The following is a 24,819-nucleotide window of genomic DNA, read 5'->3' as shown; positions in this document are numbered from 1 at the left end:
CCACGCCGGTCACCCCGTGCAGTGAGGAATCGGCCGACCATGATCGAGGATCGTCGCGACCTGCGGCAACGTCGACTCACAGTGCTGAACCGGCCAGCCTCTCAGCGCTGCCACGACCGTGCCGCTTCCGGTCAGTTCAGAACTCGATCCCGGCTTGTTTCGCTCGATCCGCCCGATCAGGTGGACTTGATCAGGTCCGCGCATCGCTCGCCGATCATCATCGTCGTGATGTTCGGGTTCACCGTCGTGAGCTCCGGCATCACCGAGGCGTCGGCGACCCGCAGGCCCGCCACACCCTTCACCCGCAGCGACGGGTCGATCGGTGACAGGTCGTCGTCGGCCGCTCCCATCCGGACCGTGCCCGCCGGGTGGTAGACGGTGTTGTGCGTACGCCTGACGTAGTCCGCGATCTCGTCATCGGTCCGTACGCCCGGCCCCGGGTAGAGCTCCCGCCCGGCCCAGTCCGCCATGGCCGGCTGGCCGACGATCCGCCGGGCGAGCCGGATACCGGCGACCATCACCTCCATGTCGTACGGATCGGTGAAGTAGCGCGGGTCCACCCGCGGCTTGTCGCGGAAGTCGATGCTGCGCAGCCGGACGGTCCCGCGTGACCGGGCGTGGGTGACGTTCGGCGTGAGGCAGAAGCTGTTCTCGGCGGTGGGATATCCCTGCCGCACGGTGTGCATGTCGAACGGCACCGAGCCGTAGTGGAACATCAGGTCGGGCCGGTCGAGGCCGTCTTCCGTCGTGGCGAAGATGCCGATCTCCCACCACTGCGTGGACTCTGTCACCATCGGCTGCCGCGCCTCCCAGCCGATCACCCCTTCGGGATGGTCCTGAAAATGGGAGCCGACACCGGGCGAGTCGACGACGACGTCGATACCCAACTCCCGAAGATGTTCCGCCGGCCCGATGCCGGAGAGCATGAGCAGCTTCGGCGAGTCGATCGCCCCGGTCGAGACCACCACCTCGCGGCGGGCGTAGATCCGGCGAGTGTGGAGGAGATCGGTGTCGAGCACATCGACGCCGACGCACCGACGATCACCCGTGCTGTCGTCAAGGACGAGTTGCTTCGCCCGCAACCCGGTGTGCAGCGCGAAGTTCGGTCGTACGTTCATGATCGGGTGCAGGTACGACACCGACGACGACGCGCGTACGCCGTCCTCACGCACGTTGATCTGGAAGAAGTTGGCGCCGTTGACGACGGTCTCGCCAGCGTTGAAGCGCACCCGCGGGATCCCGGTCTGCTCGCACGCGTCGAGCAGCGCAACGCCGCACGGATCCACGGCAGGGACGGTACGCAGCCGCACCGGCCCGTCCTTCCCGTGGTGGTCGCCGTCGTCGGCGTTGTTCTCCAGCCGCTGATAGAGCGGGTAGGTCTGTGCGGACTCCCAGCCGTCGGCGCCGAACTTCACCGCCCACTCGTCGAGGTCCTCGCGCGGCGCCCAGAACGCGATGCAGGAGTTGTGTGACGAACACCCGCCGAGTACCCGTGCGCGGGCGTGCCGCATGAACGAGTTGCCGTGCTGCTGCGGCTCGATCTGGTAGTCCCAGTCGTACCCGGACTCCAGCAGCGCCATCCACCGGTCGACCCGCAGGATCGCGTCGTCGCCCACGTCGCTGGGACCCGCCTCGATCAGCGCGACGGTGACGTCGGCGTCCTCGCTCAGGCGCGCGGCAACGGCGGCGCCCGCCGAACCGCCGCCCACGACTATGTAGTCGTACTCCTCGCGTGCCGGGTTCACGATCCTCCGAACCAGCCGGTCTCCTGCGGATCGATGTTGTGGTAGATGTGCTTGGCCTCCTGGTATTCGGCGAGCCCGGTCGGCCCCAGCTCGCGCCCGACACCGGACTGCCCGAACCCGCCCCACTCCGCCTGTGGCAGGTAGGGGTGGAAGTCGTTGATCCAGACCGTGCCGTGCCGCAGCCGCCCGGCGACCCGTTGCGCCTTGCCGGCGTCCTGCGTCCACACGGCTGCGGCGAGGCCGTAGTGCGTGTCGTTGCCGATCCTGACGGCTTCGTCCTCGGTGGTGAACGTCTCCACGGTGACGACCGGGCCGAACCCCTCGTCGCGGAGGACGGACATGCCCGACCGCACACCGTCGAGGACCGTGGGTGCGTAGAAGAATCCCTGAGCGAGGTCGCCCTCACCCCACGTGCCGCCACAGCGGAGCACCGCGCCTTCGGCAAGGCCACGTTGCACGTACGCCGTCACCTTGTCGCGATGGGCCGCGGAGATGAGCGGGCCGATCTCGGCGGCCTCGTCGAACGGGCCGCCCATCCGGATCCGCTCCGCGCGGCGGACCAGCTCGTCGACGAAACGGCCGTGCAGCGACTCCTCCACGACGAGCCGCGCGCCGGCCGAACACACCTGCCCCGCATGGACGAACGCCGCGTTCAGTGCATTGTCGACCGCCGCGTCGAAGGCGGCGTCGGCGAAGACGACGTTGGGGTTCTTGCCGCCGAGTTCGAGTGCGACCTTCTTCACGGTGCCGGCGGCCGCGGCGGCGATCCGCCTACCCGTCTCCAGGCCACCGGTGAACGACACGAGGTCGACGCCAGGATGCTCGGCGAGCGGGGCACCCGCGACCGAGCCGGCCCCGAGCACGAGGTTGGCGACACCGGCCGGCAACCCGACCTCGCGGAGCACGTCCATGAGCAGCATTGCCGTGTGCGGCGTCAGCTCGCTCGGCTTGAGCACGAACGTGTTGCCCGCTGCCAGCGCCGGTGCGACCTTCCACGCGGCCTGGAGCAACGGATAGTTCCATGGGGTGATCAGGCCGCACACGCCGACCGGTTCGTAGCTGATCCGGCTCACGACCGTGGGGCTTCCGGCATCGACCAGCCGACCCGCCTCGGTCCCGGCGAGCTTGCCGAAGTACCTGAAGCAGTTGGCGATGTCGTCCATGTCGATCCGGCTCTCGACCAGCCGCTTGCCGGTGTCGAGGGACTCGGCGCGGGCGAACTCCTCCTTGCGGTCGCGGATCCTCCCGGCGACGGCGAGAAGCAGGTCGCCGCGGGTCCCGGCCGGAGTCCGCGGCCAGGCGCCACGGTCGAACGCATGGCGCGCGGCCGCGATCGCCCGTCCGACATCGGCGACGCCGGCCTCGGCGACCGCACCGACGAGAGACTGGTCCGCGGGGCACCGGATCTCCCTGGCCCCGCCTGCTGCCGCGGAAACCCATTCCCCGTTGACGAACAGGGTCGCGGGCGGGTCGATCACGTCCTTCATGTGGGGATACCTGCCGACTCCTCGCCCGGGATCGCGGTGCTGCTGGCAGGCTACCGGAGCAGCTTCGCGTGACGACCAACTTGCTGAGCGTGCTTGTCGAACTCACCGCGCATCAGGCCGTGCAGGATCTCGCGGACGGCGGAGCCGAACTCGGGGTTGTCGTGTTCGTAGGTCCAGACGAGGTGCCAGACGGTCGTCAAGGCGTACGAACCGAGCAGGAGAGCGAGATCGGCCTCGTCGGGCTGCCGACCGTACCCGTCGAGAAAGGCCTCCCGCAGGTCGGGCCGGGTCCTCCACAGGCCGAAGAAGAGCCGGCCGAGGTCGTTGACCCACACCTCCGGTTGCGCCCACTCGAAGTCGATGAGATGGACGCGGCCCACGTCGACGAGCCAGTTGCGTGGGCTGTAGTCGAAGTGACAGGACACCCGGGGGGGCGCCGGAATCCCTTCCAGGGAACGAAGTGTGGACCGCACGAAGTCCAGTTCGGGCCGGTCGAAGAGTCCGTCCGCGCGGGCGACCCAGGCGTCGAGTTCGGCGAGCTTGTGTGCCACCAGATCGGTCCACGGCGGGAAGGTCTCGATCTCGTGGAAGCGCCGGAGCAGTCGGCCCGCCTGATGGTGGACCTCGACATCTTCACCGGTGAACGCGGCACCCGGGACGGCGGAGATCACCAGGGCCGGGAGATCGTCGGTCGCGGCCCGCAGTCTCGGTGCCCGGTCGCCCAGATGCGGGACCCAGCGTCGGTAGGCCGAGACCTCGCGGGCGTGGACCTCGTGGTGCGGGTTCTGTTTGGCGTACCACGCGGTGCCCTCGCGGTCGCGCAGGCGCAGGACGAGAGCGCCGCCGTGGTCCCAACCGCAGTCCGCTTCGACCGTGCAGGGCCCGAGAACCTGTCGGGCAAAGCTTTCCAGACGCGCGCGCACAGGAGTGTCCTTTCGGGTGCCACAGAGAGAGTCGTCGCCCGAGCGGGCGGAAGGCGGCACTACTACGCGCATGGGACAGGCAGGTTCAGGCATGTGCGTCCGAACAAGATCTGCGGAGAGGCACGCCGATCACGAACGTGAGCGCTGACGCGGATGTGCCGCCTCACCATGGTGGCACACCCGCGCCCGAGCCTCGAGACATAGGCACGACTTCCTGTGCCGGTAAGGCGCGCGGCGGGCGCGGCCGCTTGCTGCAGGCCGGCGTACCGGACCGTGGTGTCAGATCCAGAGGTAGGCGACGGAGGCGACGAGGATGATGGCCAGAGCGATGCTGAGGAGGCGATGTGTCCGGTCGCTCGTGACGAACCGGTTGATGACCGTCCCACCCGCGGCCCACGCCGCCGCCGTCGGGACCACGACGATCATCATCGTGGCGACGACGAGCGCACTCCCGAGCGCGACATGGAGGTCGTCCGGCCGGAACGCGCTGACCGCTGCCAGGACGAAGATCCAGGCCTTGGGATTCGCCCCCTGCAACACCGCTGCCTGGGCGAAGCCGAGCGGCCGCGCGATCTCGGCACGTCGCATCGCGTTGCTCGCGGCGATCTGGTACGCCAGGTACAGCAGGTAGAGAGAGCCACCGACCTTGAGGGCCACCTGGACCTCGGGCACGGTGGCGATGAAAGCGCCGACCCCCGCGGCCACCGCGATCGCCATGGCGCCGATCCCTGCCGACGTACCCACGATGTGGCGGAGTGTCGGGCGGAACCCGAACTGGATCCCGGACGCCCACAGGAGAACATTGTTCGGGCCCGGGCTCCCCGAACTCACGGCAGAGAACACGATGAGCGGAACCAGGTCCCTCATCTGGCGCCGTCCCGTGGCGCCGGCCGTTTCACCCGTATGGAGTCCACTCGCATGGAAGCGAACGTACGACCGTCGGGCGGCGCGGGTCTTGTACGTTCTTTGCACGCGAGCGGGCCCTTTTCGGCGGGCTATCCTGGCCGAAGCGGTACCCAGTATCCCCGGTCCGTATCCCCGGTCCGTATTCCCGGTCGGTTGAGCAGTATCGAGGGCATGATCGAAGGCACCGAAGGTCGAAGCGCGGACGGGCCCGAGCAGGTCCGGGCCTGGAAACCGACGGTGCCCGGGATCAGCGAGGTCTTCCACGCGCGTTTCACCCGTTATGCCTATCCGGCTCACGCCCACAGCACCTGGACGCTCTTCCTGGTCGACGATGGCGCGATCCGTTACGACCTTGACCGTCACCCGCACGGGTCGGACTCGTCGACGGTGGGCGTGCTGCCGCCGCACGTCGTGCACGACGGTCGACCAGCGACGAGCCGCGGATTCCGAAAGCGGGTGCTGTATCTGTCCGACCGGATGTTCGGCGAGACCTTCATCGGCCCGGCGGTCGACCGGCCGGCGATCGTGGATCCGTTGTTGCGTGGGCGGATCTCGACCGTGCATCAGGTTCTCGACTGCACCGACTCGGCGCTGGAAGCCGAGAGTCGGCTCGCGTTCATCGTCGAGCGGCTTCGCCACCACCTGCGACGTTCCGCGGACGGCCAGGATCGAAGCCACCGCACCGACACGCTGGCAGAAGGCCTACGTGCGCTGCTCGACGCGCACCTGCTGGAGCCCGTGACACTCGCCGCCGCGAGTGAGCGGCTCGGCGCCAGCCCGGCCCATCTTGTCCGTTCGTTCACGAAGACGTTCGGGGTGGCGCCGCATGCGTACCAGGTCGGCCGGCGGATCGAGGTCGCTCGCCAGTGGCTGCTCGAGGGCCGTCCGGTGAGCGACGTGGCCGTGGGCGTGGGGTTCCACGACCAGTCACACTTCACTCGGCACTTCAAGCGGCACGTGGGGACGACGCCTGGCCGGTACGCAGCCGATCCGAGGCGGGCGGTCGGCGACGGCAGGAGGTAGTCGACGCTGAGGCGGCAACGCCAGATCAGCCGAGGGGGGCAGCGGGATTGGCGAGCAGCCACTCGCTGATCCGCAGGAACGCATTGCCGTCCCGGTCATCGCGGAGCTGCGCCACCGGGTCGGCGTGGAAACCGACGGTCGCCGCGTGATAGAGCGGAACGGCCGCGATATAAGGCGTCAGTGCCTTCCGCTCCACAGGTGTGAGCACGGTGCCGGCGGCGTCTTCGTACTCCTCCACCAGGGCTGGCACCTTGTCCCAGCAGAAGGTGTCGGCGGTGCCGCTCCCATCGGGGCGGAGGATCACCCACGCGAGGGCGTACGCCAGTTCGTGGATCCGCGGCCGAACGGCGGCGAAGCCGAAGTCGAGGTAGGGGGTCTCGATCTCCGGTGTCAAGCCGATGTTGCCCAGGCGTACGTCGCCGTGGATCAGGTGCCGGGGAAGCACGGACGCCGGAACCCACCGGCGGCGCAGCACCGGCAACAGCCGCCGGACCAGGGCGGCCATGTCGGTGGCCACAGGGTCGTGCGCGACAGCGCGCTCGGCGGCGGGAAGCCAACGGTGCAAGGAACCTGGTGGTGCGTACGTCGAGACCACCGGCCGTGGCAGCGCCACCTCGATCTGGGCGAGCTCCCGGTGCAGCCTGCCCATTCCACGAAACATCCACGTGTAGGACTCACAGGTAGCTTCGGGTTTCGCGTGCGGCACGTAGGTCTCCAGCTCGACCAGGCAGCCCCGACAACGCAACAGCGGACGACCCCGCCAGGTGCGTGGCGTCCCGACGAGGAGGCCCCGGCGTGCGAGCTGGCGGCGGATGTCCTGCAGGGCAAGGACCCGCTGACGTGACACGAACCGCGGCTGCACGCGCACCACGAGTCCGGGCTCGGGCAAGCGTACGTTGACGCAGAAGCACCCGCCGAGGTCGCTGGTCTCGGAGCCGGGGGCAACCCGCTCGAGCAGTCGCCGGAGGTCGGGATCGTCGGGTGAGGTGACCTCGGGACTAGCCGGGTCACCCTGCCACCAGCGTCGCATGCGTGCGTTCATCAGACCTCAACCCTGCCTGCGTCACGCTCCTGCGCACCACGGGTTTTCACTCCGGACGGAAAAGCCGCCAGGAGGTGTCGGAATTCGCTGCCACGCTCGCCACCACAAGATCGACCGAACGAACGAACGACGAGGAGGGTTGCCATGCGTCTTGCGGGCAAGGTCGCGGTTGTGACGGGAGCGAGTCGTGGTGCCGGGCGAGGAATCGCGAACGTGCTGGGGGAGGAGGGCGCGACGGTCTACGTCACCGGCCGCACCAGCCGTGAGTGTGGGAGCCCGACCGGACGGCCGGAGACCATCGAACACACGGCCGAGATGGTGACCGCCCGAGGCGGCAGGGGTGTTGCGGTCCGCTGCGACCACACCGATGATCGGCAGGTGCGGGCGCTGTACGGCCGGGTCGGGGAAGAGCACGGACGGCTCGACATCCTCGTCTCCAACGCCTGGGGTGGGTACGAACGCGACGTCGACGACGCACCGGTGTGGGAACTCGCCCCGGAGCATCTCGATCTGATGCTGGCGGCGGGCCTGCGGGCGCACATCCTCAGCGTGCAGTTCGCGGCGGGACTGCTGCGCGCCACTCGGGGCGGTCTCGTCGTTCTCACCACCTGGAGGATCGACAAGCCGTACCACAAGCATCTCTACTACGACGTTATCAAGACGGCGATCAACCGGACGCCCGTCGGGTTGGCCGAGGAGTTCCGCCCCTACGACGTGACTGCGTTGGCCGTGTCACCCGGTGCGTTGCACGATCATGATGTCGACCAGACGTCGGAGTGGGCGAGGCGTACGGAGACGACGGAGTTCGTGGGGCGGGCCGTCGCCGCGCTCGCGTCGGACGCCGAAGTGGCCAGGCACTCCGGCTCGGTGCGTACCGTCGTCGAGTTGGCCGCGGAGTACGGCTTCACCGATCTCAACGGTCGGCCGACCAGCGAGTGGTGGGAGACCACCCTCGCTCGCAGGAATGAGCACGCAGGCACGCAGGACGCTCACTGATAGAGGGCGCTGAGCCGGTCGGCGGCGCCGGCGAGGCGGGCTCGCAGCGCCGGCGGGTCGAGCACCTCCGCCTCCGGCCCCAGCGCCACCAGTTGCCCGTAGGCGATGCCCAGTGACTCCACCGGCAGCATGACCGTCACCCAGCCGTCGCGGTCGGGCAGTCCGGCGGACGCGATCGCCTCCTCGGCGGCCAGGCGTTCGACGGCCGACCAGAGCCGTCGCACGCCGGCGGGGCTCAGGCGTACCCGAGCGTGCGCGGTGAAGATGGAGCGCTCGAACTCGGCGGACCGCTCGCGCCAGAAGGCGGCCAGGTTGAAGGTGCTGTCGCGGTGGAACGGCTGGTCGAGGACGTCGATGCCGGTGAACCTGTCGATCCGGTAGACCCGGATGTCACCGCGTACGCAGCCGACGGCGTACCACCGACCGGCCTTGAGCACGAGCCCGTACGGCTCCAGCAGGCGGACGAGGGTCCGCTCCCCGCGTTGGTACGTCGCCGACACCACCCGGTCGCTCCACGTCGCGGTCGCCAGCGCTGCCAGCACGGAAGGCGGTGGCGCGTCGCGGAACCAACGGGGTACGTCGAGGTGGAACCGCTGTGCCGCGACCATGCCGGAGTCGCGCAGGTCCCGCGGCAGTGCGGCGAGCACTTTGAGCTGGGCAGTGGCCGCCACGTCGGCCAACCCCATGTCCTGCAGCGGCCCGGAGACGCCGGAGAGGAAGAGCGCCTCCGCCTCGTCCCGGTTGAGCCCGGTGAGCCGGGTCCGATAGCCGCCGACCAACCGGTAACCGCCAGCCCGGCCGCGGTCGGCGTAGACCGGCACGCCCGCGAGTGTCAGCGCTTCGACGTCGCGGACCACCGTGCGTTCGGACACCTCGAGCGCGCGGGCGAGCTCGCGCCCGGTCATGGCGCCGCGGTTCTGGAGCAACAGCAGCATCGAGATCAGCCTTGACGCCCGCACAAATCCCTAGTGTCGCCGCGACCACCGACAGCACAATGGGCCGATGGACGAGGTGAACCAGGACCTCTCGCCGGCGTCGATGATCCACGCGATCGAGGACAACGCGGCGGAGTTGCTGCTGGACATGGGCCGGATCGGCGGGGGAGAACAACGCGTCGACGCGGCCCTGACGTGGACCATCGGCGGTTCGCCGATCGACTACCACAACTGCGTCGTCCGGGCCGATCTCGACCCGGCCGGCGCCGACACCGCGATCGCCGAGTCCGTGCGGGCCATGCGGGACCACGGCGTACCCGGAACCTGGCACGTCGGCCCGTCCATGCGCCCTTCCGACCTCGGCGACCGGCTGCTCGCGGCGGGCTTCGAGGCCGGAGCAGAGGCAGGCATGGCCGCCGATCTGCACGCCCTGCTGGAGGACCTGTCAACGCCGGACGGGCTCGAGATCGCCCGCGTGACCGACCGCGCCACCCTCGCGAGGTGGAAGGACACCCTGGCACAGGGTTTCGGTGAAGGTGAGAGCGAGGCCGCCTGGGTGGCGCAGGTCTACGCACGCATCGGCTTCGGCGACGATGTGCCTTACCGGCACTACCTCGCCTACCTCGACGGCGAACCAGTCGGCACGTCCACGTTGTTCCTCGGCGCCGGAGTGGCAGGCATCTACTTCGTGATGGCCGTACCGGCGGTACGCAGACAGGGGATCGGCGCAGCCGTCACGCTCGCGGCCCTGCGCGATGCCCGCGCGCTCGGCTACCGGATCGGCGTCCTCGGCTCGTCGAAGGCGGGGCACTCGGTCTACGCCCGGCTGGGTTTCCAGGATTACTGCGAGATCCGCGTGTACGAATGGGCGCCGCCGCAGGCCTGAGGCCGTCACGGACGCGGTGCCATGGACAGTGCCTGTGGGATGGCCGCCTGACCTGCCCGACCTCGCGCCGCCGGCTTGACCTCGACTTCGGTTGAGGTTGCAGGCTCGTCCTCGAACAGTCGACAGGCCCGGTCGAAAGCCGCCTGCGACGGACGGGATCGGAGAGGGTGCATGCGCGCGGTGTGGTTGCGGGAGTTCGGCGGTCCGGAGGTGCTGCGGGTGGAGGAGACGCCGGAACCGCCCCTGGGACCTGGCCAGGTCCTGATCGACGTGACGTACGCCAACATCACGTTCGTGGAGACCCAGGTCCGCGCCAACGCCGGACCGTTCGAGGTCGAGCTGCCGATGATCATGGGCAACGGCGTCGGCGGCATCGTCACGACCGTCGGAGAAGGCGTCGACAAGGCCCTGATCGGTCGACAGGTCGTCAGCAGCACGGGTGGGTCCGGCGGCTATGCCGAACGGGTCGCCACCGACGCTGCCGGGCTGTTCGACGTGCCGCCCGGGCTGGATCTCGACGCCGCGGTGGCGCTGCTCGCCGACGGGCGTACCGCCGTGATGCTCGTCCGCACGGTCGGCATCGCCAAGGGCGACCGCGTCCTGGTCGAGGCGGCCGCGGGTGGCGTGGGCACGCTGCTGGTCCAGCTGGCGCGGACGGCCGGGGCCACGGTCGTCGCGGCCGCGGGCGGTGACCGGAAGGTCGAGGTCGCCCGCGATCTTGGCGCCGAGCACGTCGTCGACTACCTCCGGCCGGACTGGGCCGAGCAGGTACGCGAAGCCGTCGGCGGGGTCGACGTCGTCCTCGACGGGGTAGGCGGAACCGTCGCCCACGCGGCGTTCGACCTGCTCGACCGGGGCGGGCGGATGCTCAGCTACGGGCTCGCAAGCGGCGCGTGGGCCGGCATCTCCGCTGACGCAGCAGCGGAACGTGGCGTCGCCCTCGTGACGTCGGCACCCACCCAGGAGGAGTTGCGTACGTTCACGATCGACGTCCTGGCCGAGGCGGCGGCCGGACGGGTGCGTCCGCTGATCGGGCAGCGTTTCCCGCTGGAGCGCGCCGGCGACGCGCATGCCGCGATCCAGGGAAGGGCCACCGTCGGCAAGACCCTGCTCGAGGTGCGGTGAGCGGGATCGGGTGGTTGTCAGGGTTCGCGTCCACCGATCCGGCCGGCTGACCTCGAACCCGGCGGCACGCACTCCCACCTCTACCCTCGTGGGGAAAGGAGTGTGACCGTGAGAATCGTGCTCGCCGAGCCCCTGCTGTACGACTACCTCCCCCAGCTCGAACGCGCGACGAGGGACCGCCACGACTGGCACCTCGCCGAGGACCTCGACGCCGGCGTGGTCGCCGACGCCGAGGTGCTGGTGGCGAGCGGCCTGTCCAGCGATCTCGCCGCGGCGGCCAAGCGGCTCCGCCTCGTCCACGCTCCGGGCGCGGGCTACGAGGCGATCGCCCTCGACGCGCTGCCCCGCGGAGTGCTCGTGGCCAACACGTTCCACCACGGCCGGTCGATCGCGGAGCACGTCGTCATGGTGATGCTGGCGCTGACGCGGGACCTGCGCGGTACCGACAGTGACCTTCGGGCGGACCGGTGGCGGTCACCGCGGTACGTACGCGAGGCGGTCCGCCCTGCCACCCTCCGCGGCAGGACCCTGGGCGTCATCGGCCTCGGCGAGATCGGGTCGGAGACCGCCCGCATGGCATCGGCGTTCGGGATGCGTACGATCGCGGTCCGCCGCCACGCCGGCCGCACGCCTCCGGACGGCGTGGCTCTCGACTGGGTGGGCGGCATCGACGACCTCCCTCGCCTGTGCGCGGAGGCCGACGTCGTGGTGGTGACCGTACCGCTCAGCGCGGAGACGACCGGGCTCATCGGCGCGCCGGAGCTGGCGGCGATGGGGCCGGGGACTCTCCTCGTCAACGTCGCGCGCGGACCGGTCGTCGACGAGGACGCGCTCTACACCGCGCTCGTCGAACGCCGGATCGGCGGCGCGGCTCTCGACGTCTGGTGGCACTACCCGGACGAGGCCGGTCACGGCAGCCCGGCAAGTCGGCCGTTCGCCGACCTGGACAACGTCCTGCTCACCCCCCACGTATCCGGTGTCACCACCGAGACGTTCACCCGGCGGGTGGCCGACATCGCGGGCAACATCGACCGGCTGGCCGCCGGGGATCCGCTCGTCAATGTCGTTCACGGCGGAGACGATGGCTGACCCGACGGGCTTTCCGCCGGGTTTCCCGATCGGGGCGGACGTGACGGTCGCTCAGCTCGAGGGCACCGACGCGCACGCCGTGCTGGCCCGACTGCGGGCGAGCGAACCCGTGTCGTGGGTGCCGGCGCTCGGTGGCTGGCTGGTGACCCGGCGCGATCTCGTACTGGCGGCGATGCGGGACCCGGTGTTGTTCACGGTGGACGACCCGCGCTTCTCGACCGCCCGCGTCGTCGGCCGGAGCATGCTGTCGACCGACGGCGCGGAGCACGAACGGCATCGACGGCCGTTCGACCCGTCGTTCGGGCTCGGTGAGGTTCGTACCCGGTTCACGGCCGCGGTCGAAGCGGAGACGGAACGGCTCATCTTCGCGATGTACCACTCCGGCGCCGCCGAGTTGCGGCGCGGGTTCGCCGGACCGCTCGCGGTCGCGGTGGTCGCCGAGACGCTCGGGCTGGACGGGGTCTCCGCGCCGACCGTGCTGTCGTGGTACGACGCGATCGTGGCGGCGGTCTCGGGTGTAGCGGCCGGTCAGGAGGTGAGCACGGCGGGCCGGGAGGCGTTCGACGCGCTTCGGACGAATGTCGAGGCGATGGCCGCCCGCGGACCGGGCGACGGCGCCGGTGGGCCGTCACTTCTCGCTGCCGCCGGTGCTACCGGAGGTCTCCGTACGGACGAAGTGGTCTCCAACGCCGCTGTCCTCATGTTCGGCGGCATCGAGACCACCGAGGGCATGATCGCGAACGCGTTGTGGCACCTGCTCAGCCATCCCGACCAGCTCGCTCTGGTGCGCGCGGACCCGGCGCTAGTTGGTCCGGCCATCGAGGAGTCGCTACGACTGGAGCCCGCCGCCGCGGTGGTCGACCGCTACGCGACAGCCGACGTCGAACTCGGGGGAGCACCGATCCGGCGAGGCGACCTGATTGTCGTATCACTCGCCGGCGCCAACCGGGACCCCGCTGTCTTCGCCGACCCCGACCGGTACGACGTCCGGCGTGGCAACGCCCGCCAGCAGGTCGCCTTCGCCCACGGTCCGCACGTGTGCCTGGGCATGCACCTTGCCCGGCTGGAGGCAATGACCGCGATCCGTCAGCTGCTGGGCCGGCTGCCGGGACTCCGGCTCGACCCCGCCCGCCCGAGTGCGCCGACCGGTCTGGTCTTCCGCAAACCCCCGACCCTCCACACCCTCTGGGGCTAACCGAACCCCCCCACCACGTGATCATGATCGTGATCATGAAGGACTCGGGGCGCATGGGCGACTTTTCCTTCATGATGGTGCGACGGCGACGGACCCGGCTACCGCGCGGGAGGTCGCTCCGGCTACATCCCGGTGAAGCCGGTCGAGAGTCGGGCGAGTGGCTCGACCAGTTCGCGTTCCTCGTACGACAGGTGTGACAGCAACGCATCGGTGAGCACGTCAACCGCACGTTGCACCTCGCCGATCGCGCCGGGACGCTCGACCATGCCGACAAGTGCTGCGTCGACGTCGTTGAGGATGCGGGCGATGACCTCGTGTTCCTCGGCAAGCCGGTCGATGACGGGCGCCAGCCTGGTGTCGGCCTGCCGCAGGCCCGGGAACATCGCCTGATCCTCGAGGCTGTGATGGAGAGTGAGGATCCGGCAGTACGACTGGCAGTAGGCGCCGAGCGTCCAGTTGTTCTGACGCATGGTCATCGCGTTGATCAGGGAGCGGGCGGCGCCCGGGTCGGTCGTACCGTCGGCGACCTGCTCGACCACATCGCGCACCTGGTCCAGCTCGTGCCGGAGATGGTCGTGGATGTCGATCAGGTGCTGGCCCTGAGCGCGACCGGCCGGGGTGTAGCTGGTGTCGGCGTCCGCCCCGGGTCCGTGCGGACGGGTCGCCTCGTCCCAGGGGCTGGTGCCCACCAGCCGCCGCGCGGGAGGCGGGGTGGGCACGACGCCGAGTCCGGTCGCGCCGGCGTATTCCGCCGGAGTACTCCCGGTCGGTCCGCTGGCGGCTGGCCCCACTTCGGTGGCCTCGGGGCTGGTGGACTCGGTGCCGGTGGGTCGGGTGCTGGTAGGCGGTGTCCCAGCCGGCGGTGTCCCAGCCGGCGGTGTCCCAGCGGGCGGCGACCCAGCGCGTTCCCGGTCCACCAGGTCGCGGACGGCCGGCGCCACCTCGTGCGCGAACCGCTCGACGTCGGCGGTTCCTCCCGACTCGATCGCGAGGATGAAGCCGCTGATGCCGTCGGTCACGGCGAGTTCGGCGAGTTGCTCGACCCACACGCTCGGCGGTCCCTGCAGGAACTCGGCACCCGTACCCGTGAAGCTGCCGGTGATGTTGTAGAGCCGACGTACGGCACCGGGCGAACGGCCAGCCGTCTCAGCAGCATCGTCGATGATGTCGTTCATCGCCGCGAGCGTGTCCGGCGCGGCGTACGGCTGGCTGGGCAACCAGCCGTCGGCCGCCCGGCCGGTGAGCCGGAGCATCCGCGGTTTGTACGCACCCAGCCAGATCTGCATCGGATGGACCGGGAACGGTCCCGGCTTGGCGCCGGCGAGGCGATAGTGGCCGCCCTCCAACCGGACCCCACGACCCGGAGTCCACAGGGCCCGGATCACGGCGATGGCCTCCGTCAGAGCCTCGACTGCCTGTCCGGGCTTGCGGCGCGGCCCGCCCATGGCTGCGATCGCGTCCCACATGGCGCCGGCGCCCAGGCCAAGCTCGACACGGCCGCCGCTGAGGATGTCCAGGCTGGCCGCGCTGCGGGCGAGGACGGCGGGGTCGCGGAGGGGGAGGTTGGCGACATTGGGGAAGACCGTGGCGCGGTTCGTCCGGGCGGCGATGGTCGACAGCAGTGTCCAGGCATCGAGAAACCCTGGATGGTACGGATGATCCTGGACACTGATCAGGTCCAGGCCTCGGCGGTCGGCTGCGTCAGCCAGCGCGAGCAGCGCAGACACCTGGTCAGTGCTGGGCGACAGGAAGACGCCGAACCGCAGGTCGTGGCCGTAGTCGGGCATCGTCGATGGTCACTCACTCTCGGCTGGCCGGCGGCAGGGCGGCCGATGGCCGGGTGGTCCGGTGGCCGGGTGGTCCGGTGGCCGGGTGGTCTGGTGGACGGCTGCCGGTGGCCGGTGTCTGGGTGGTCGGGTGTTCGGGTGGCCTGGGTGGAAGGTGGTCAGCGAACACGGTAGCCGCGGCTTGCACCAGCACGTCGGGCCGGGCGTCAGGCGCCCAGTGGGCCGATCGGAAGGTCCCTCGCTCACGACGAGCACTGACAATCCTCGCCGAGCCCACCACCGGAAACCTCCATCCCTCGGCGAGTCCGACCCTGCTCCCCACAGCCCCGGCCGAGGACGTGCGAAGACAAGCGCCGCTGACAGGCCTTTCTTTGCAGCTTCGAAAAAACGAAAATCGCGGGAGCGGTATCCGGACGGCTACAGTGGTCGACGGAAACTGGCCCGACGTCGCAGACGCACGGGGGCCAAGGAAAACCGGTGCGCCAGGCGATCTCTGGCGCACCGGGAAACGTTCGGGGAAAAACGCTATCCGGGCCGAGTGGAACAGGAGCGCTGGTGAAGAGACCGCGATCTGACGCGCCTTTGGACGTATCGCTGCCGATACCGGAGATCGCACAGACGTTGCCGATTACCGGACCGGCGTTCAATCGTCCGGATCCGGACCTCATCCGCCGGATGAAGGTGGTCAGCAGCGCTACCGCGAGTGCCGTGATGCATCGGATGGGCATACGCCAGACCTTTATCCAGGGCCCGCTTCCTCGGCAACCGGGTGCCAAGGTCGTCGGTCCGGTGGTGACCTTGCAGTTCATGCCGAAGCGCGAAGACATCGTGACCGGTGTCGGATCCGGTGCGGCCGAGGAGCACGTGGAAAAGCGGAGTGCTCTCTGGTCGGTGTTCGAGACCGTCCAGCCGGGCGACATCCTTGCTGTGCAGGCCTTTGGAGACCTCAATACCGGGTGTATGGGCGAAATGCTCGTCACCTACTTCAAGGGACGCGGTGGCGCGGGGATCGTTGTCGATGGTTGTGTCCGCGACTGGCCGCACATTCAACAGATCGGTACTCCGATCTGGACTCGTGGATTCACTCCCAATTACGCCTCGCAGGGCACGCTTTTTCCCTGGGCCATCAATGTGCCCATCGCCTGCAGTCGGGTCCTCGTCATGCCGGGCGACATCATGATCGCCGACGACGACGGCGCGGTTCTCGTTCCCGCCCAGATGGCCCCACTGGTCCTCCAGCACACCGTGGATCACGAGGAGTGGGAAGAGTTCAGCCGGCTCAAGCTCGCCGAGGGGGGCGCTCTGCGCACCTATTACCCGCTCAGCGACGAGGGGTGGGCCGAGTACGAAGTCTGGCGTGCGCAAAATCCGACCGGCAGCCAGTGACGCCCTCCTCCTCAGGCAGAGACAAAGACGCAGCTAGAGGGATGTGGATATGAAGATCACCGCAGTGAAGACTGCCGCGACGGTCGGACACGGTATGCACCTGTGGGTCAAGGTCGAAACAGATGAGGGCATCACCGGCATCGGCGAATGCGTGCACGGCGGTGTCCAGGCGATCGCGCTCATCCAGCAACTGCAGGCCAAGCTGGTGGGGCGTGATCCGTTCCAGATCGACGCGATCTTCGAACAACTGCGCCGGCAGAACGTCTTCAACGGCGGCTTCGCCGGTGCGCTGATCACCGCCCTCACCGGCATCGAGCTCGCCCTCTGGGATGTCAAGGGCAAGGCCCTCGGTGTGCCGATCTACGAACTCATGGGCGGCAAGTTCCGCGACGAGATCAAGGTGTACGCGGACTGCCAGGTCGAGCCCGGCATGGACTTCGATGACATCAAGCGGGTACTCGACGACATGCTCGCCCGAGGGTTCACCGCATTCAAGATCGACCTCGACATCTTCGCCTACGGCCACTCCGGCAGCGAGGTGGAGGGATTCCGCAAGGACAGGTTCAACTACACCGCCGGGCCGTGGGAGCACGAGCGGATGGTGCGCCTCGCCGAGATGGCGAGAGAGCTTGCTGGCAAGGAGATCGACTTCGCTGCCGATGTCCACACTCGGCTCGACGTGCCGAGCGCCATCCGGCTGGCGAAGGATCTCGAGCCCTTCCACCTGATGTGGCTGGAGGAGCCGGTCCCGCCGGAGAACGTCGACGCGATGCGCGAGGTCAAGCAGTCGACCACCACGCCGATATGCGCTGGCGAGAACCTCTATCTGCGCCACGGTTTCCGAGACCTGATCGAGAGTCAGGCGGTCGACATCATCATGCCTGACATCCCGAAGTGTGGCGGGCTCTCGGAGTGCCGGAAGATCGCGCACATGGCCGAGATCTACTACATGCCGTTCGCCCCGCACAATGTCTCGTCGCCGATCGGGACCATGGCGTCGGCGCACGTGTGCGCGACGGTGCCCAACTTCCTCGCGCTCGAGTTCCACTGGCTCGAACGTGACTACTGGTCGACGATCATCACCGACAAGGAAGACATCATCAAGAACGGCTTCATCAAGCTTCCGGACCGTCCCGGCCTCGGAATCGAGCTGGATGAAACGGTCGGCCGCCAGTATCAGTACCCCGGCACGACCTGGTTCGAATAGACCAGCCGCTGCCATGACGTGGGCAGTGTCCAGACGAACGCGGCGGCGTTTCGTTCTGGGCTGCCAAGGGCTCTGGCCGGGACGTCGGGCCACGGGGTTCGCCGGCACGCGTCGTGCCCTACGGCGGGCCGAGGTGGTGCAGGTCGATCCGCTGAACGTGGTGGCACGGAGCCATGATCTGGTTCTGCACAGTCGGGTGGTCGACTACCGTCCTGAGTACCTCGATGCGTTGCTGTACAGGAAACGGGAGTTCTTCGATTACGGCGGCTGTGTCTATATCCGCCCGATGGACGAGCTTCCGTACGTACGGCTGGCGATGGAGCAGGTGCGGTTAAGCGACCGGTGGCGATCCTACGAAGACGAGCACGCGGACCTGCTCTCCCGGGTTCGCGGTCATCTGCGTGATGACGGACCGCTTGCGGCGCGGGACTTTCCGGGCGTGGGGAAGACCGGCTCCTTTCGTTCGACCAAGGACACGTCGGTCGCGTTGTACTACCTGTGGTTGACCGGTGAGGCCATGACCTACGGCCGGAGGAGCTTCGAGCGGTTGTACGCACTGCGGCCCGCGGTCGCCCCTCCTGCCTACGACCATGTGGCCACGGACGCGGAGGCGGACGTCTTCTCGGCACACAAGGCTTCCCGATGGGCTGGCCTGTTCGACGCACCAACGTGGGCAGCACGATTTCATCGGCGGATCGGACGTCAGGAAAGGGCGAAAGCGCTCGCGGACCTGGTGGACTCAGGTTTTCTGACGCGCGTTTCGGTGGAAGGCGTGCGAGAAATGCACTACGTGCCGACCGACCGACTGGCCCTGCTGGAGCAGGTCGAAGCGGGCGGCGTGCCTCGTCCCTGGCGCGCTTCGGGACCTGACACGACGCAGGAGGCGGCACTGTTGTCGCCGTTCGACGTCGTCCTGCGCGGACCGCGAGGTCTGTTCGATTTCGAGGCAGTCTTCGAGGCGTACAAGCCGGCAGCGAAGCGGCGGTGGGGTTACTACACGATGCCCGTGCTGTATGGAGACGACCTCGTGGCACGGGTGGATCCAGCATTCGACCGAGCTGGTGGAACCCTTCAGATCAGGGGATTGTGGCTCGAGACCGACGCTCTTGCTCGCGAGGATCACTTCGTCGATGCGCTCGGCGCGGGCCTCCTCCGGTTGGCCCGCTTCGTCGGCGCGGATCGCGTCGATGTCGACTCCGTCCAACCTGCACACATGCGTCAGCGGCTGAAGTACGTCGTCCGCAGGTGAGCCGTGCCCGGGCTTGTAATTCTGAACGCGGTTCTCCCCTCACGCAGAGTCGGCGTCGAGTTTGCCGGAGGAGTGCGCCGCTGCGGTTGGGTCGTCAGCGCTCAGGTGCTCGATGTCCCAGGTGGAGCGCGCCGACGGAGAGGAACGCGCCAGCCCAGCGGGCATCAGCTGACCTTGACGCCGAGCTGCCGGAGATCGGTGGCGCACTGGTCGGGAGAGCGGAAGTGGATGCTCTGTATTCCGACCTGGCGCGCACCTTCCACATTCGGCAGACGGTCGTCAATGAAGACGCACGCGTCAGCCGGCACACCCGATCGCCGCAGTGCCTCGGCGTAGATCCGTGGATGCGGCTTCATGACGCCCATTTCGTAGGAGAGGATGAGCTCGTCGAAGATGCCTACGACGTCCATCGTCTTCCTGACGAAGCCGAAGTGGATCTCGTTCGTATCGGACAACAGGTACAGCGGATACCGCGTCGTCAGTTGGCGAAGCAGGGCGACCGTCCCGGGAATCTCGGTGAAGATGTCGCCGTACATCGGAACGAACTCGTCGTACGCCACGTGCCTGCCGGCCGCGTCGTTTTTGCCGGCACCGCTGCCCACGTCGGCCCCTCGAGCGCCGACCAGATCCATGACGCGGCGGTGGTATTCGGGACCGGTGAGCCGGCCGGACTCGAAGTCCGCCTGCAGCCCGCCCTCATGCACCGTGGCGTGGATCTCCTCGGTCGACCACCCGACTCGTTCGGCCAGCCGCGCGCAGAAGATGAGGTAGTCGAACCGGCAGATCACGTTGCCGAAGTCGAAGATGACGAGTCGGATGTCTGCGGGAGTATTGGTGGTGGGAGTGATGGTGCGGTCCTTTCAGCGGCCGCCGCCGACGTCGAGCAGGGCGCCGGTCACGTAGGAGGCCTCGTCCGAACACAGCCAGACGATGGCATCGGCGACCTCGCCGGCCAGTCCGCCTCGCTTCATGGGGATCCCCGGCGCGAGCCGGGCGACCCGGTCCGGTTCGCCGCCACTGGCGTGGATGTCGGTCTCGATGAGCCCGGGACGCACCGCGTTGACCCGGATGCCTTCGCCGCCGACCTCCCGCGCCAGGCCGACGGTCATCGTGTCGATGGCGCCCTTGCTCGCGGCGTAGTCGACGTACTCGCCCGCGCCACCGAGCGCCGCCGCCCGTGACGAGACGTTCACGATCACGCCGCCGGATCCGTCATGCAGGGTCGACATCCGGCGGACGGCCTCGCGGGCGCACAGGAACGCACCGGTGACGTTGACCGCGAGCATGCGTTCGATCCGTTCCGGGGTGATCTCGTCGACGCGGGTGTGTGCCTGGTAGACGATGCCGGCGTTGTTGACCAACGCCGTGACGTCGCCGAGTCGGTCGGCGGCGGCGAAGAGGGTGGCCACGCCCTCCCAGGCGCCGACGTCAGCCCTGACGGCGGCCGCCCGCACGCCGCGGCTCTCGCACTCCCTGACCACGGCGTCGGCCGCTTCGATGGCGTTCTGATAACCGATGCAGAGCGACCAGCCGCGTTCGGCGAGCAGCAGTGCGGTGGCGGCGCCGATCCCTCGACTTCCACCGGTGACGACGGCGACCCCACGTTCCTTTGGCACGCTTCCAGAGCCTACGGAGGGCGTCGCGGGCGTACGAATGGGACCCGGCCGGATCCGGAAGGTGCCTTGCCTCGTTCCCCCACTCCCGTCTTAATAGGTCTGGAATTCCAGTCCACATCTCTACCAATCGGCGCCGTGGAGTAGGTGAGTCCGTGCTGCGGAGCGTGCGCAAGGGGAGCGACGGTCAGCCTCCGTCGCTGCAGGTGTATCGGATGATTGCGAGCGCGATCGCCCGGGGCACCTTCCGCCCCGGCACCCGCCTACCACCTGAGCGGGACCTCAGTTCGTCCCTTGCGGTGAGCCGGGCGACACTCAGAGTCGCCCTCCGGGCACTCCACGACGACGGCCTGCTGGAACCGACGCACGGCAGTGGCTGGCACGTTGTCGCCCCGAGCGTGGTCGAGGAGGGGCAGGAGCCGCCGTTGAGCTTCACCGAGATGGCGGCACTGCGTGGACTGCGCGCGTCCGCCGAGGTTCTCCATCAGGGCACGCGGCCCGGCACGATCGACGAGGCCGACGATCTCGGCATCGCACCCGGGTCGGAGGTCTTCTGCCTCGACCGGCTGCGCAAGCTCGACGATGTGCCGGTGGCGCTGGCGAGCACCTGCATGCCGGCCGCGATGGTGGAGGCCGCGGTCTCCCAGGACTACTCGACCGGCTCCCTCTACGCCACGCTCCGCGAGCGCTGCGGGATCAACCCGGACCGGGCCGACTACGTACTTTCCGCACGTGGAGCCACCTCCGACGACGCCGAGCAGCTCGGCATGCGGGAGGGGGAGGCCGTGCTCGTCGGCAAGTACACCTGCTTCGACGACCGCGACCGGCCGTTCGAGATCGGCCAGATCATCTATCGGGGGGATCGCTATCGCTTCAGGACGGTTCTCCGCAATCGGCGAGCCGCTCTGCCACCGCACCCGTAGGAGAAGGAATGGCCACCAGGACCAACGATCCCCGCCAGCCCGGCCGCAGCGCGCCCATCCGCAGCGCACCCGGCCGGCACGATCTGAGCCGGCGCAGCCTGCTCGGCATCGCCGGACTGGCCGGAGGCGCGTTCGCGTTGCCGGGATGCTTCTCCACCGAAGGGACGACCGCGAACCAGGGGAGTACGAAACCTGGAGGCAAGGTCGACTTGACATTCTGGCTGCCAGGCGGCGCGGACGGGTACCTGAAGGTGCACGAGGACGTCGCCAAGGAGTACGGAAAGCAGCACTCCAACGTCAACGTCTCGGTCACCCGGCTCACCGGTGAGCAGAACTTTCTCGAAGTGCTGCTCGCCCGGATCGCGGGAGGTAATCCACCTAGCGCCACGGTGTTGTGGGACACGCCGGTCGCCCTGGGCATTCGCGGTTCCCTGATGGAGCTCGACGCCTTCATGGAGAAGTCGGAGAACTCCCAGCTCGCCAACTGGCCCGAGGCCGTGCTCGCGAGCTGCCAGTTCGACGGAAAGACCTATGGGCTGCCCTTCACGGCGGGTTCGTACGCCATGTACTACAACCAGGAGTGGTTCGAGGAGAAGGGGATTCCGGCCGACCGCGAGAGCTTCCCCAAGACCTGGGACGACCTGCGCAGCCTGTCCAAGGAGTTCACCAGGTGGAAGGGCGACAAGATCGAGGCGGCCGGTTTCCTGCCGCCCTTCGACCAGTACACGTTGCCGGTCTGGTCGGCCCTCAACGGCGGGCAGATCTTCGACGCGTCGGCTGGCAAGTACACCATCGACTCCGAGCAGAACATCGAGATGATGGAGTACTTCGTCTCCTGGATGAACGAAGAGTACGAAGGCGATCTGCGCAAGGTCACCAGGTCCTTCGAGGCCCTGCTCGGCGAAGCGCCGCCCACCTTCCAGGAGAAGCGGCTCGCGATGCGCTTCGACGGCACCTGGCTGATGGGCGACTTCTACAGCGTCGAGGCGAAGTTCGAACGCTGGGAGGTCGCGAGCAATCCGGTTGGTCCGAGCGGCGGCAGCACGGTGTCGGGATACTGGCCGAACTGGATGGCCATCCCCACCGCCTCCAACAGCCCGGAGGAGGCCTTCAACTACCTCGACCACATCGCGGTCGACGGAGCGCAGGCACAGTTCGCGGAGTTTCCCGACCTGCCGACCAATGCGAAGGTCCCCGACGACATCGTGCCCTCGAAGCTCGTGGAGAGGCGCGGACAGGAGTATGCCGAGGACGCCACCGCGTTCTTCCGTGAGCAGTTGGACATCGCCACACCGATGTGGGACTCACCGGTGCAGACGTTCGCGATCGACCAGCTCACGCGCGTGCTCGAGCAGATCTCGACCAAGGCGGCGAAGCCCAAGGACGCGTTGGCAGAGGCACAGAAGGCCTGCCAGGCCGAGTTGGACAAGGTGCTGTGAGGTCCAGCCCGATGCGTCGGCGGGAGGCACTCGCCGGGGTGGCGTTCACCCTCCCGTGGATCATCAGCCTCGTGGTCTTCACGGCCTATCCTGTGCTGGCGTCGGCCTTCTACTCGTTCACCGAGTACAGCATCGTGCAGCCACCGAAGTGGGTCGGCCTCGACAACTACGAGAAGATGCTCACGGCCGATCCGTCGTTCTGGATCGCGGTGCGCAACAGCGCCTACTTCGCGCTGGTCTCGGTCCCACTCGGTCTCGTAGCGTCACTGATCCTGGCCCTCATCCTCAACCTGAGCGCGAAGGGGATCGGCTTCTACCGCACGCTCTTCTACCTTCCGGTCCTCGCACCGCCGGTCGTGAGCACGATCATCTTCATGCTGATGTTCAGCCCGGAGAGCGGGCTCGTCAACACGGCCTTGCGCACGGTCGGCCTGCCGACACCTGGATGGCTCACCGATCCGGCCTGGTCGAAACCCACGCTGGTCATCCTGAGCCTGTGGGCGCTCGGTGCCTCCACCCTCATCTTCCTTGCCGGGCTCAAGGAAATTCCCCAGTCGTTGTACGAGTCGGCGTCGATCGACGGCGCGGGCCCCTGGTCGCGACTGCGCCACATCACCGTCCCGCTGCTCAGTCCGGTGATTCTCTTCAACCTGGTCATGGGCGTGATCAGCTCGTTCCAGGTCTTCACCTCGGCCCTCATCGTCGGTGGGACGACCGGCGAGCCGCTCGAGTCGACGCTGATGTACGTCGTGCTCATCTATCGCAATGCCTTCAGGTACTTCGCGATGGGATATGCCTCGGCGCTCTCCGTCGTCCTCTTCCTGTCCATTCTCGCCGTGACGTTGCTGATCTTCGCGACCTCACGCAGGTGGGTCTTCTACGCGGGACGTGACCAATGACACCGGTCGTACGCCGCCGACTCCTGGCGCTTGCCCGACACCTGTTGCTGATCGCCGTGTCGGTGCTCTTCATGATGCCGTTCTACTGGATGGTGAGTTCGGCGCTGAAGGACGACAACCAGATCCTCAGCCTGCCGATCCGGTGGTGGCCCAACCCGATCCGCTGGGAGAACATCCCCGCTCTGATGGACTATCCGGGTTTCCCGTTCTTCCAGATGTTGTGGAACAGCGTGTTCTACGCCGGATCGGTCACGGTCGGAACGGTGCTGTCCTCGGCGCTCGTGGCCTACGGCTTCGCCCGGCTGCGCTTTCCCGGCCGGAACGCGTTGTTCATGGTCACCGTGTCGACGCTGATGATCCCGCCGCTCATCATCTTCATTCCGACCTACGTCCTCTTCAAGGTGATGGGACTGATCGGTACGTATGCACCGCTGATCATTCCGCAGTTTCTGGGCAGTGCGTTCTTCATCTTCCTGCTGCGGCAGTTCTTCCTCACGATTCCGCGCGAGTTGGCCGACGCGGCCCGGGTGGACGGTGCGGGGGAGTTCCGGATCTTCGCGCAGATCATGCTGCCGTTGGTGCGCCCAGCGCTCGCGGTCGTCGCTGTCTTCACCTATCTCTACACCTGGCACGACTTCTTCGGCCCGCTGATCTACCTGTCGAATCCGGACACCTATCCGCTGAGCCTCGGGCTCTTCGCGTTCCACGCGCAACGGACGACCGAATGGGCGCTGCTCATGGGTGCGTCGACGCTGGTGACGATCCCCCTGATCATCCTGTTCGCGTTCACGCAGCGTTACTTCCTCCGCGGCATCGCCCTGACCGGCATCAAGGGATGATCAGGGCTGTCTTTTCTTGGCGGCCCGGCGGTACGTCATCGAAGGCGTGGCGCGTGCCGAACTGAAGACGGTGGTCGGCGACACGGCCCCATGGGTACGGCGCGGCAAGACATGGGCTCCTGAGG

General features: G+C 68.2%; 22 protein-coding genes. 13 read left to right on the top strand and 9 right to left on the bottom strand.

Annotated elements, in window-relative coordinates; genetic code table 11:
- Positions 1 to 176: 176 nt before the first annotated feature.
- The 4 genes from ABN028_RS10540 to ABN028_RS10525 form a co-directional block, all read right to left on the bottom strand.
- Complete coding sequence (locus tag ABN028_RS10540) at positions 177 to 1,745, bottom strand: GMC family oxidoreductase (protein ID WP_349696461.1); 1,569 nt, start codon at positions 1,743 to 1,745, stop codon at positions 177 to 179.
- The gene (locus ABN028_RS10535) at positions 1,742 to 3,232 is read right to left on the bottom strand and encodes an aldehyde dehydrogenase family protein (protein WP_349696460.1); all 1,491 of its coding nucleotides are present in this window, start codon (positions 3,230 to 3,232) and stop codon (positions 1,742 to 1,744) included. Before ABN028_RS10535 ends, ABN028_RS10540 begins: the two co-directional genes overlap by 4 nt.
- 50 nt (positions 3,233 to 3,282) lie before the next feature.
- The gene (locus tag ABN028_RS10530) at positions 3,283 to 4,155 is read right to left on the bottom strand and encodes a phosphotransferase enzyme family protein (protein WP_349696459.1); all 873 of its coding nucleotides are present in this window, start codon (positions 4,153 to 4,155) and stop codon (positions 3,283 to 3,285) included.
- 279 nt (positions 4,156 to 4,434) lie between these two features.
- Positions 4,435 to 5,022, bottom strand: a complete 588-nt coding sequence (locus ABN028_RS10525; RefSeq protein ID WP_349325500.1) for a LysE family translocator — start codon at positions 5,020 to 5,022, stop codon at positions 4,435 to 4,437.
- Positions 5,023 to 5,232: 210 nt separating this feature from the next.
- On the opposite strand from ABN028_RS10525, the gene ABN028_RS10520 reads away from it, so the two are divergent.
- Entirely contained in the window at positions 5,233 to 6,084 is an 852-nt protein-coding gene (locus ABN028_RS10520) for a helix-turn-helix domain-containing protein (protein WP_349325499.1), read from the top strand.
- Positions 6,085 to 6,109: 25 nt separating this feature from the next.
- On the opposite strand, the gene ABN028_RS10515 is transcribed toward ABN028_RS10520, so the two are convergent.
- Positions 6,110 to 7,126: a phosphotransferase enzyme family protein gene (locus tag ABN028_RS10515; protein ID WP_349696458.1), complete on the bottom strand. Its 1,017-nt coding sequence runs from the start codon at positions 7,124 to 7,126 to the stop codon at positions 6,110 to 6,112.
- 144 nt (positions 7,127 to 7,270) lie between these two features.
- On the opposite strand from ABN028_RS10515, the gene ABN028_RS10510 reads away from it, so the two are divergent.
- Positions 7,271 to 8,122, top strand: coding sequence for an SDR family NAD(P)-dependent oxidoreductase (locus ABN028_RS10510; protein ID WP_349696457.1), 852 nt, complete (start codon positions 7,271 to 7,273; stop codon positions 8,120 to 8,122).
- On the opposite strand, the gene ABN028_RS10505 is transcribed toward ABN028_RS10510, so the two are convergent.
- Positions 8,116 to 9,057: a helix-turn-helix transcriptional regulator gene (locus tag ABN028_RS10505; protein WP_349696456.1), complete on the bottom strand. Its 942-nt coding sequence runs from the start codon at positions 9,055 to 9,057 to the stop codon at positions 8,116 to 8,118. The genes ABN028_RS10510 and ABN028_RS10505 overlap by 7 nt on opposite strands.
- Positions 9,058 to 9,124: 67 nt before the next feature.
- On the opposite strand from ABN028_RS10505, the gene ABN028_RS10500 reads away from it, so the two are divergent.
- The 4 genes from ABN028_RS10500 to ABN028_RS10485 all read left to right on the top strand — a co-directional run bounded on the left by ABN028_RS10500 (position 9,125) and on the right by ABN028_RS10485 (position 13,352).
- Complete coding sequence (locus ABN028_RS10500; protein ID WP_349696455.1) at positions 9,125 to 9,943, top strand: GNAT family N-acetyltransferase; 819 nt, start codon at positions 9,125 to 9,127, stop codon at positions 9,941 to 9,943.
- A gap of 171 nt (positions 9,944 to 10,114) precedes the next feature.
- The gene (locus tag ABN028_RS10495) at positions 10,115 to 11,068 is read left to right on the top strand and encodes a zinc-binding dehydrogenase (protein WP_349696454.1); all 954 of its coding nucleotides are present in this window, start codon (positions 10,115 to 10,117) and stop codon (positions 11,066 to 11,068) included.
- A gap of 108 nt (positions 11,069 to 11,176) precedes the next feature.
- Positions 11,177 to 12,157 carry a 2-hydroxyacid dehydrogenase gene (locus ABN028_RS10490; protein ID WP_349696453.1) on the top strand — a complete coding sequence of 327 codons (981 nt, stop codon included), beginning with the start codon at positions 11,177 to 11,179 and terminating at the stop codon, positions 12,155 to 12,157.
- Positions 12,150 to 13,352: a cytochrome P450 gene (locus ABN028_RS10485; protein WP_349696452.1), complete on the top strand. Its 1,203-nt coding sequence runs from the start codon at positions 12,150 to 12,152 to the stop codon at positions 13,350 to 13,352. The genes ABN028_RS10490 and ABN028_RS10485 overlap by 8 nt, the downstream gene beginning before the upstream one ends.
- 122 nt (positions 13,353 to 13,474) lie before the next feature.
- Here ABN028_RS10485 and ABN028_RS10480 read toward each other — a convergent pair whose 3' ends face one another.
- Entirely contained in the window at positions 13,475 to 15,139 is a 1,665-nt protein-coding gene (locus ABN028_RS10480) for an LLM class flavin-dependent oxidoreductase (RefSeq protein ID WP_349696451.1), read from the bottom strand.
- 555 nt (positions 15,140 to 15,694) lie between these two features.
- Here ABN028_RS10480 and ABN028_RS10475 point away from each other — a divergent pair.
- From ABN028_RS10475 to ABN028_RS10465, 3 genes are read left to right on the top strand one after another with little or no spacing between them, the layout of a single operon-like run.
- Positions 15,695 to 16,525 carry a ribonuclease activity regulator RraA gene (locus ABN028_RS10475; protein ID WP_349325490.1) on the top strand — a complete coding sequence of 277 codons (831 nt, stop codon included), beginning with the start codon at positions 15,695 to 15,697 and terminating at the stop codon, positions 16,523 to 16,525.
- Positions 16,526 to 16,574: 49 nt separating this feature from the next.
- Positions 16,575 to 17,732, top strand: a complete 1,158-nt coding sequence (locus ABN028_RS10470; RefSeq protein ID WP_349325489.1) for a mandelate racemase/muconate lactonizing enzyme family protein — start codon at positions 16,575 to 16,577, stop codon at positions 17,730 to 17,732.
- Positions 17,680 to 18,981 carry a winged helix-turn-helix domain-containing protein gene (locus ABN028_RS10465; protein WP_349696450.1) on the top strand — a complete coding sequence of 434 codons (1,302 nt, stop codon included), beginning with the start codon at positions 17,680 to 17,682 and terminating at the stop codon, positions 18,979 to 18,981. The genes ABN028_RS10470 and ABN028_RS10465 overlap by 53 nt, the downstream gene beginning before the upstream one ends.
- 164 nt (positions 18,982 to 19,145) lie before the next feature.
- Here ABN028_RS10465 and ABN028_RS10460 read toward each other — a convergent pair whose 3' ends face one another.
- Both ABN028_RS10460 and ABN028_RS10455 read right to left on the bottom strand, forming a co-directional pair.
- Positions 19,146 to 19,787, bottom strand: coding sequence for an HAD family hydrolase (locus ABN028_RS10460; RefSeq protein WP_349696482.1), 642 nt, complete (start codon positions 19,785 to 19,787; stop codon positions 19,146 to 19,148).
- A gap of 54 nt (positions 19,788 to 19,841) precedes the next feature.
- Positions 19,842 to 20,597 carry an SDR family oxidoreductase gene (locus ABN028_RS10455; protein WP_349325487.1) on the bottom strand — a complete coding sequence of 252 codons (756 nt, stop codon included), beginning with the start codon at positions 20,595 to 20,597 and terminating at the stop codon, positions 19,842 to 19,844.
- A gap of 152 nt (positions 20,598 to 20,749) precedes the next feature.
- Here ABN028_RS10455 and ABN028_RS10450 point away from each other — a divergent pair, with 152 nt between their 5' ends.
- Genes ABN028_RS10450 through ABN028_RS10435 form a run of 4 tightly spaced genes read left to right on the top strand, consistent with a single transcriptional unit; the run spans position 20,750 to position 24,694 of the window.
- Complete coding sequence (locus ABN028_RS10450; RefSeq protein ID WP_349696449.1) at positions 20,750 to 21,517, top strand: GntR family transcriptional regulator; 768 nt, start codon at positions 20,750 to 20,752, stop codon at positions 21,515 to 21,517.
- 8 nt (positions 21,518 to 21,525) lie between these two features.
- Positions 21,526 to 22,956: an ABC transporter substrate-binding protein gene (locus ABN028_RS10445; RefSeq protein WP_349696448.1), complete on the top strand. Its 1,431-nt coding sequence runs from the start codon at positions 21,526 to 21,528 to the stop codon at positions 22,954 to 22,956.
- Positions 22,957 to 22,967: 11 nt separating this feature from the next.
- Positions 22,968 to 23,855, top strand: a complete 888-nt coding sequence (locus ABN028_RS10440) for a carbohydrate ABC transporter permease (protein WP_349325484.1) — start codon at positions 22,968 to 22,970, stop codon at positions 23,853 to 23,855.
- The gene (locus tag ABN028_RS10435; RefSeq protein WP_349325483.1) at positions 23,852 to 24,694 is read left to right on the top strand and encodes a carbohydrate ABC transporter permease; all 843 of its coding nucleotides are present in this window, start codon (positions 23,852 to 23,854) and stop codon (positions 24,692 to 24,694) included. The genes ABN028_RS10440 and ABN028_RS10435 overlap by 4 nt, the downstream gene beginning before the upstream one ends.
- The last annotated feature ends 125 nt before the right edge of the window (positions 24,695 to 24,819 follow it).

This window comes from Actinopolymorpha sp. B17G11 (assembly GCF_040196095.1).
Taxonomy (GTDB): domain Bacteria; phylum Actinomycetota; class Actinomycetes; order Propionibacteriales; family Actinopolymorphaceae; genus Thermasporomyces.
Note: the sequence above shows the minus strand (reverse complement) of the source record. Positions and strands in the feature narration are given on the sequence as shown.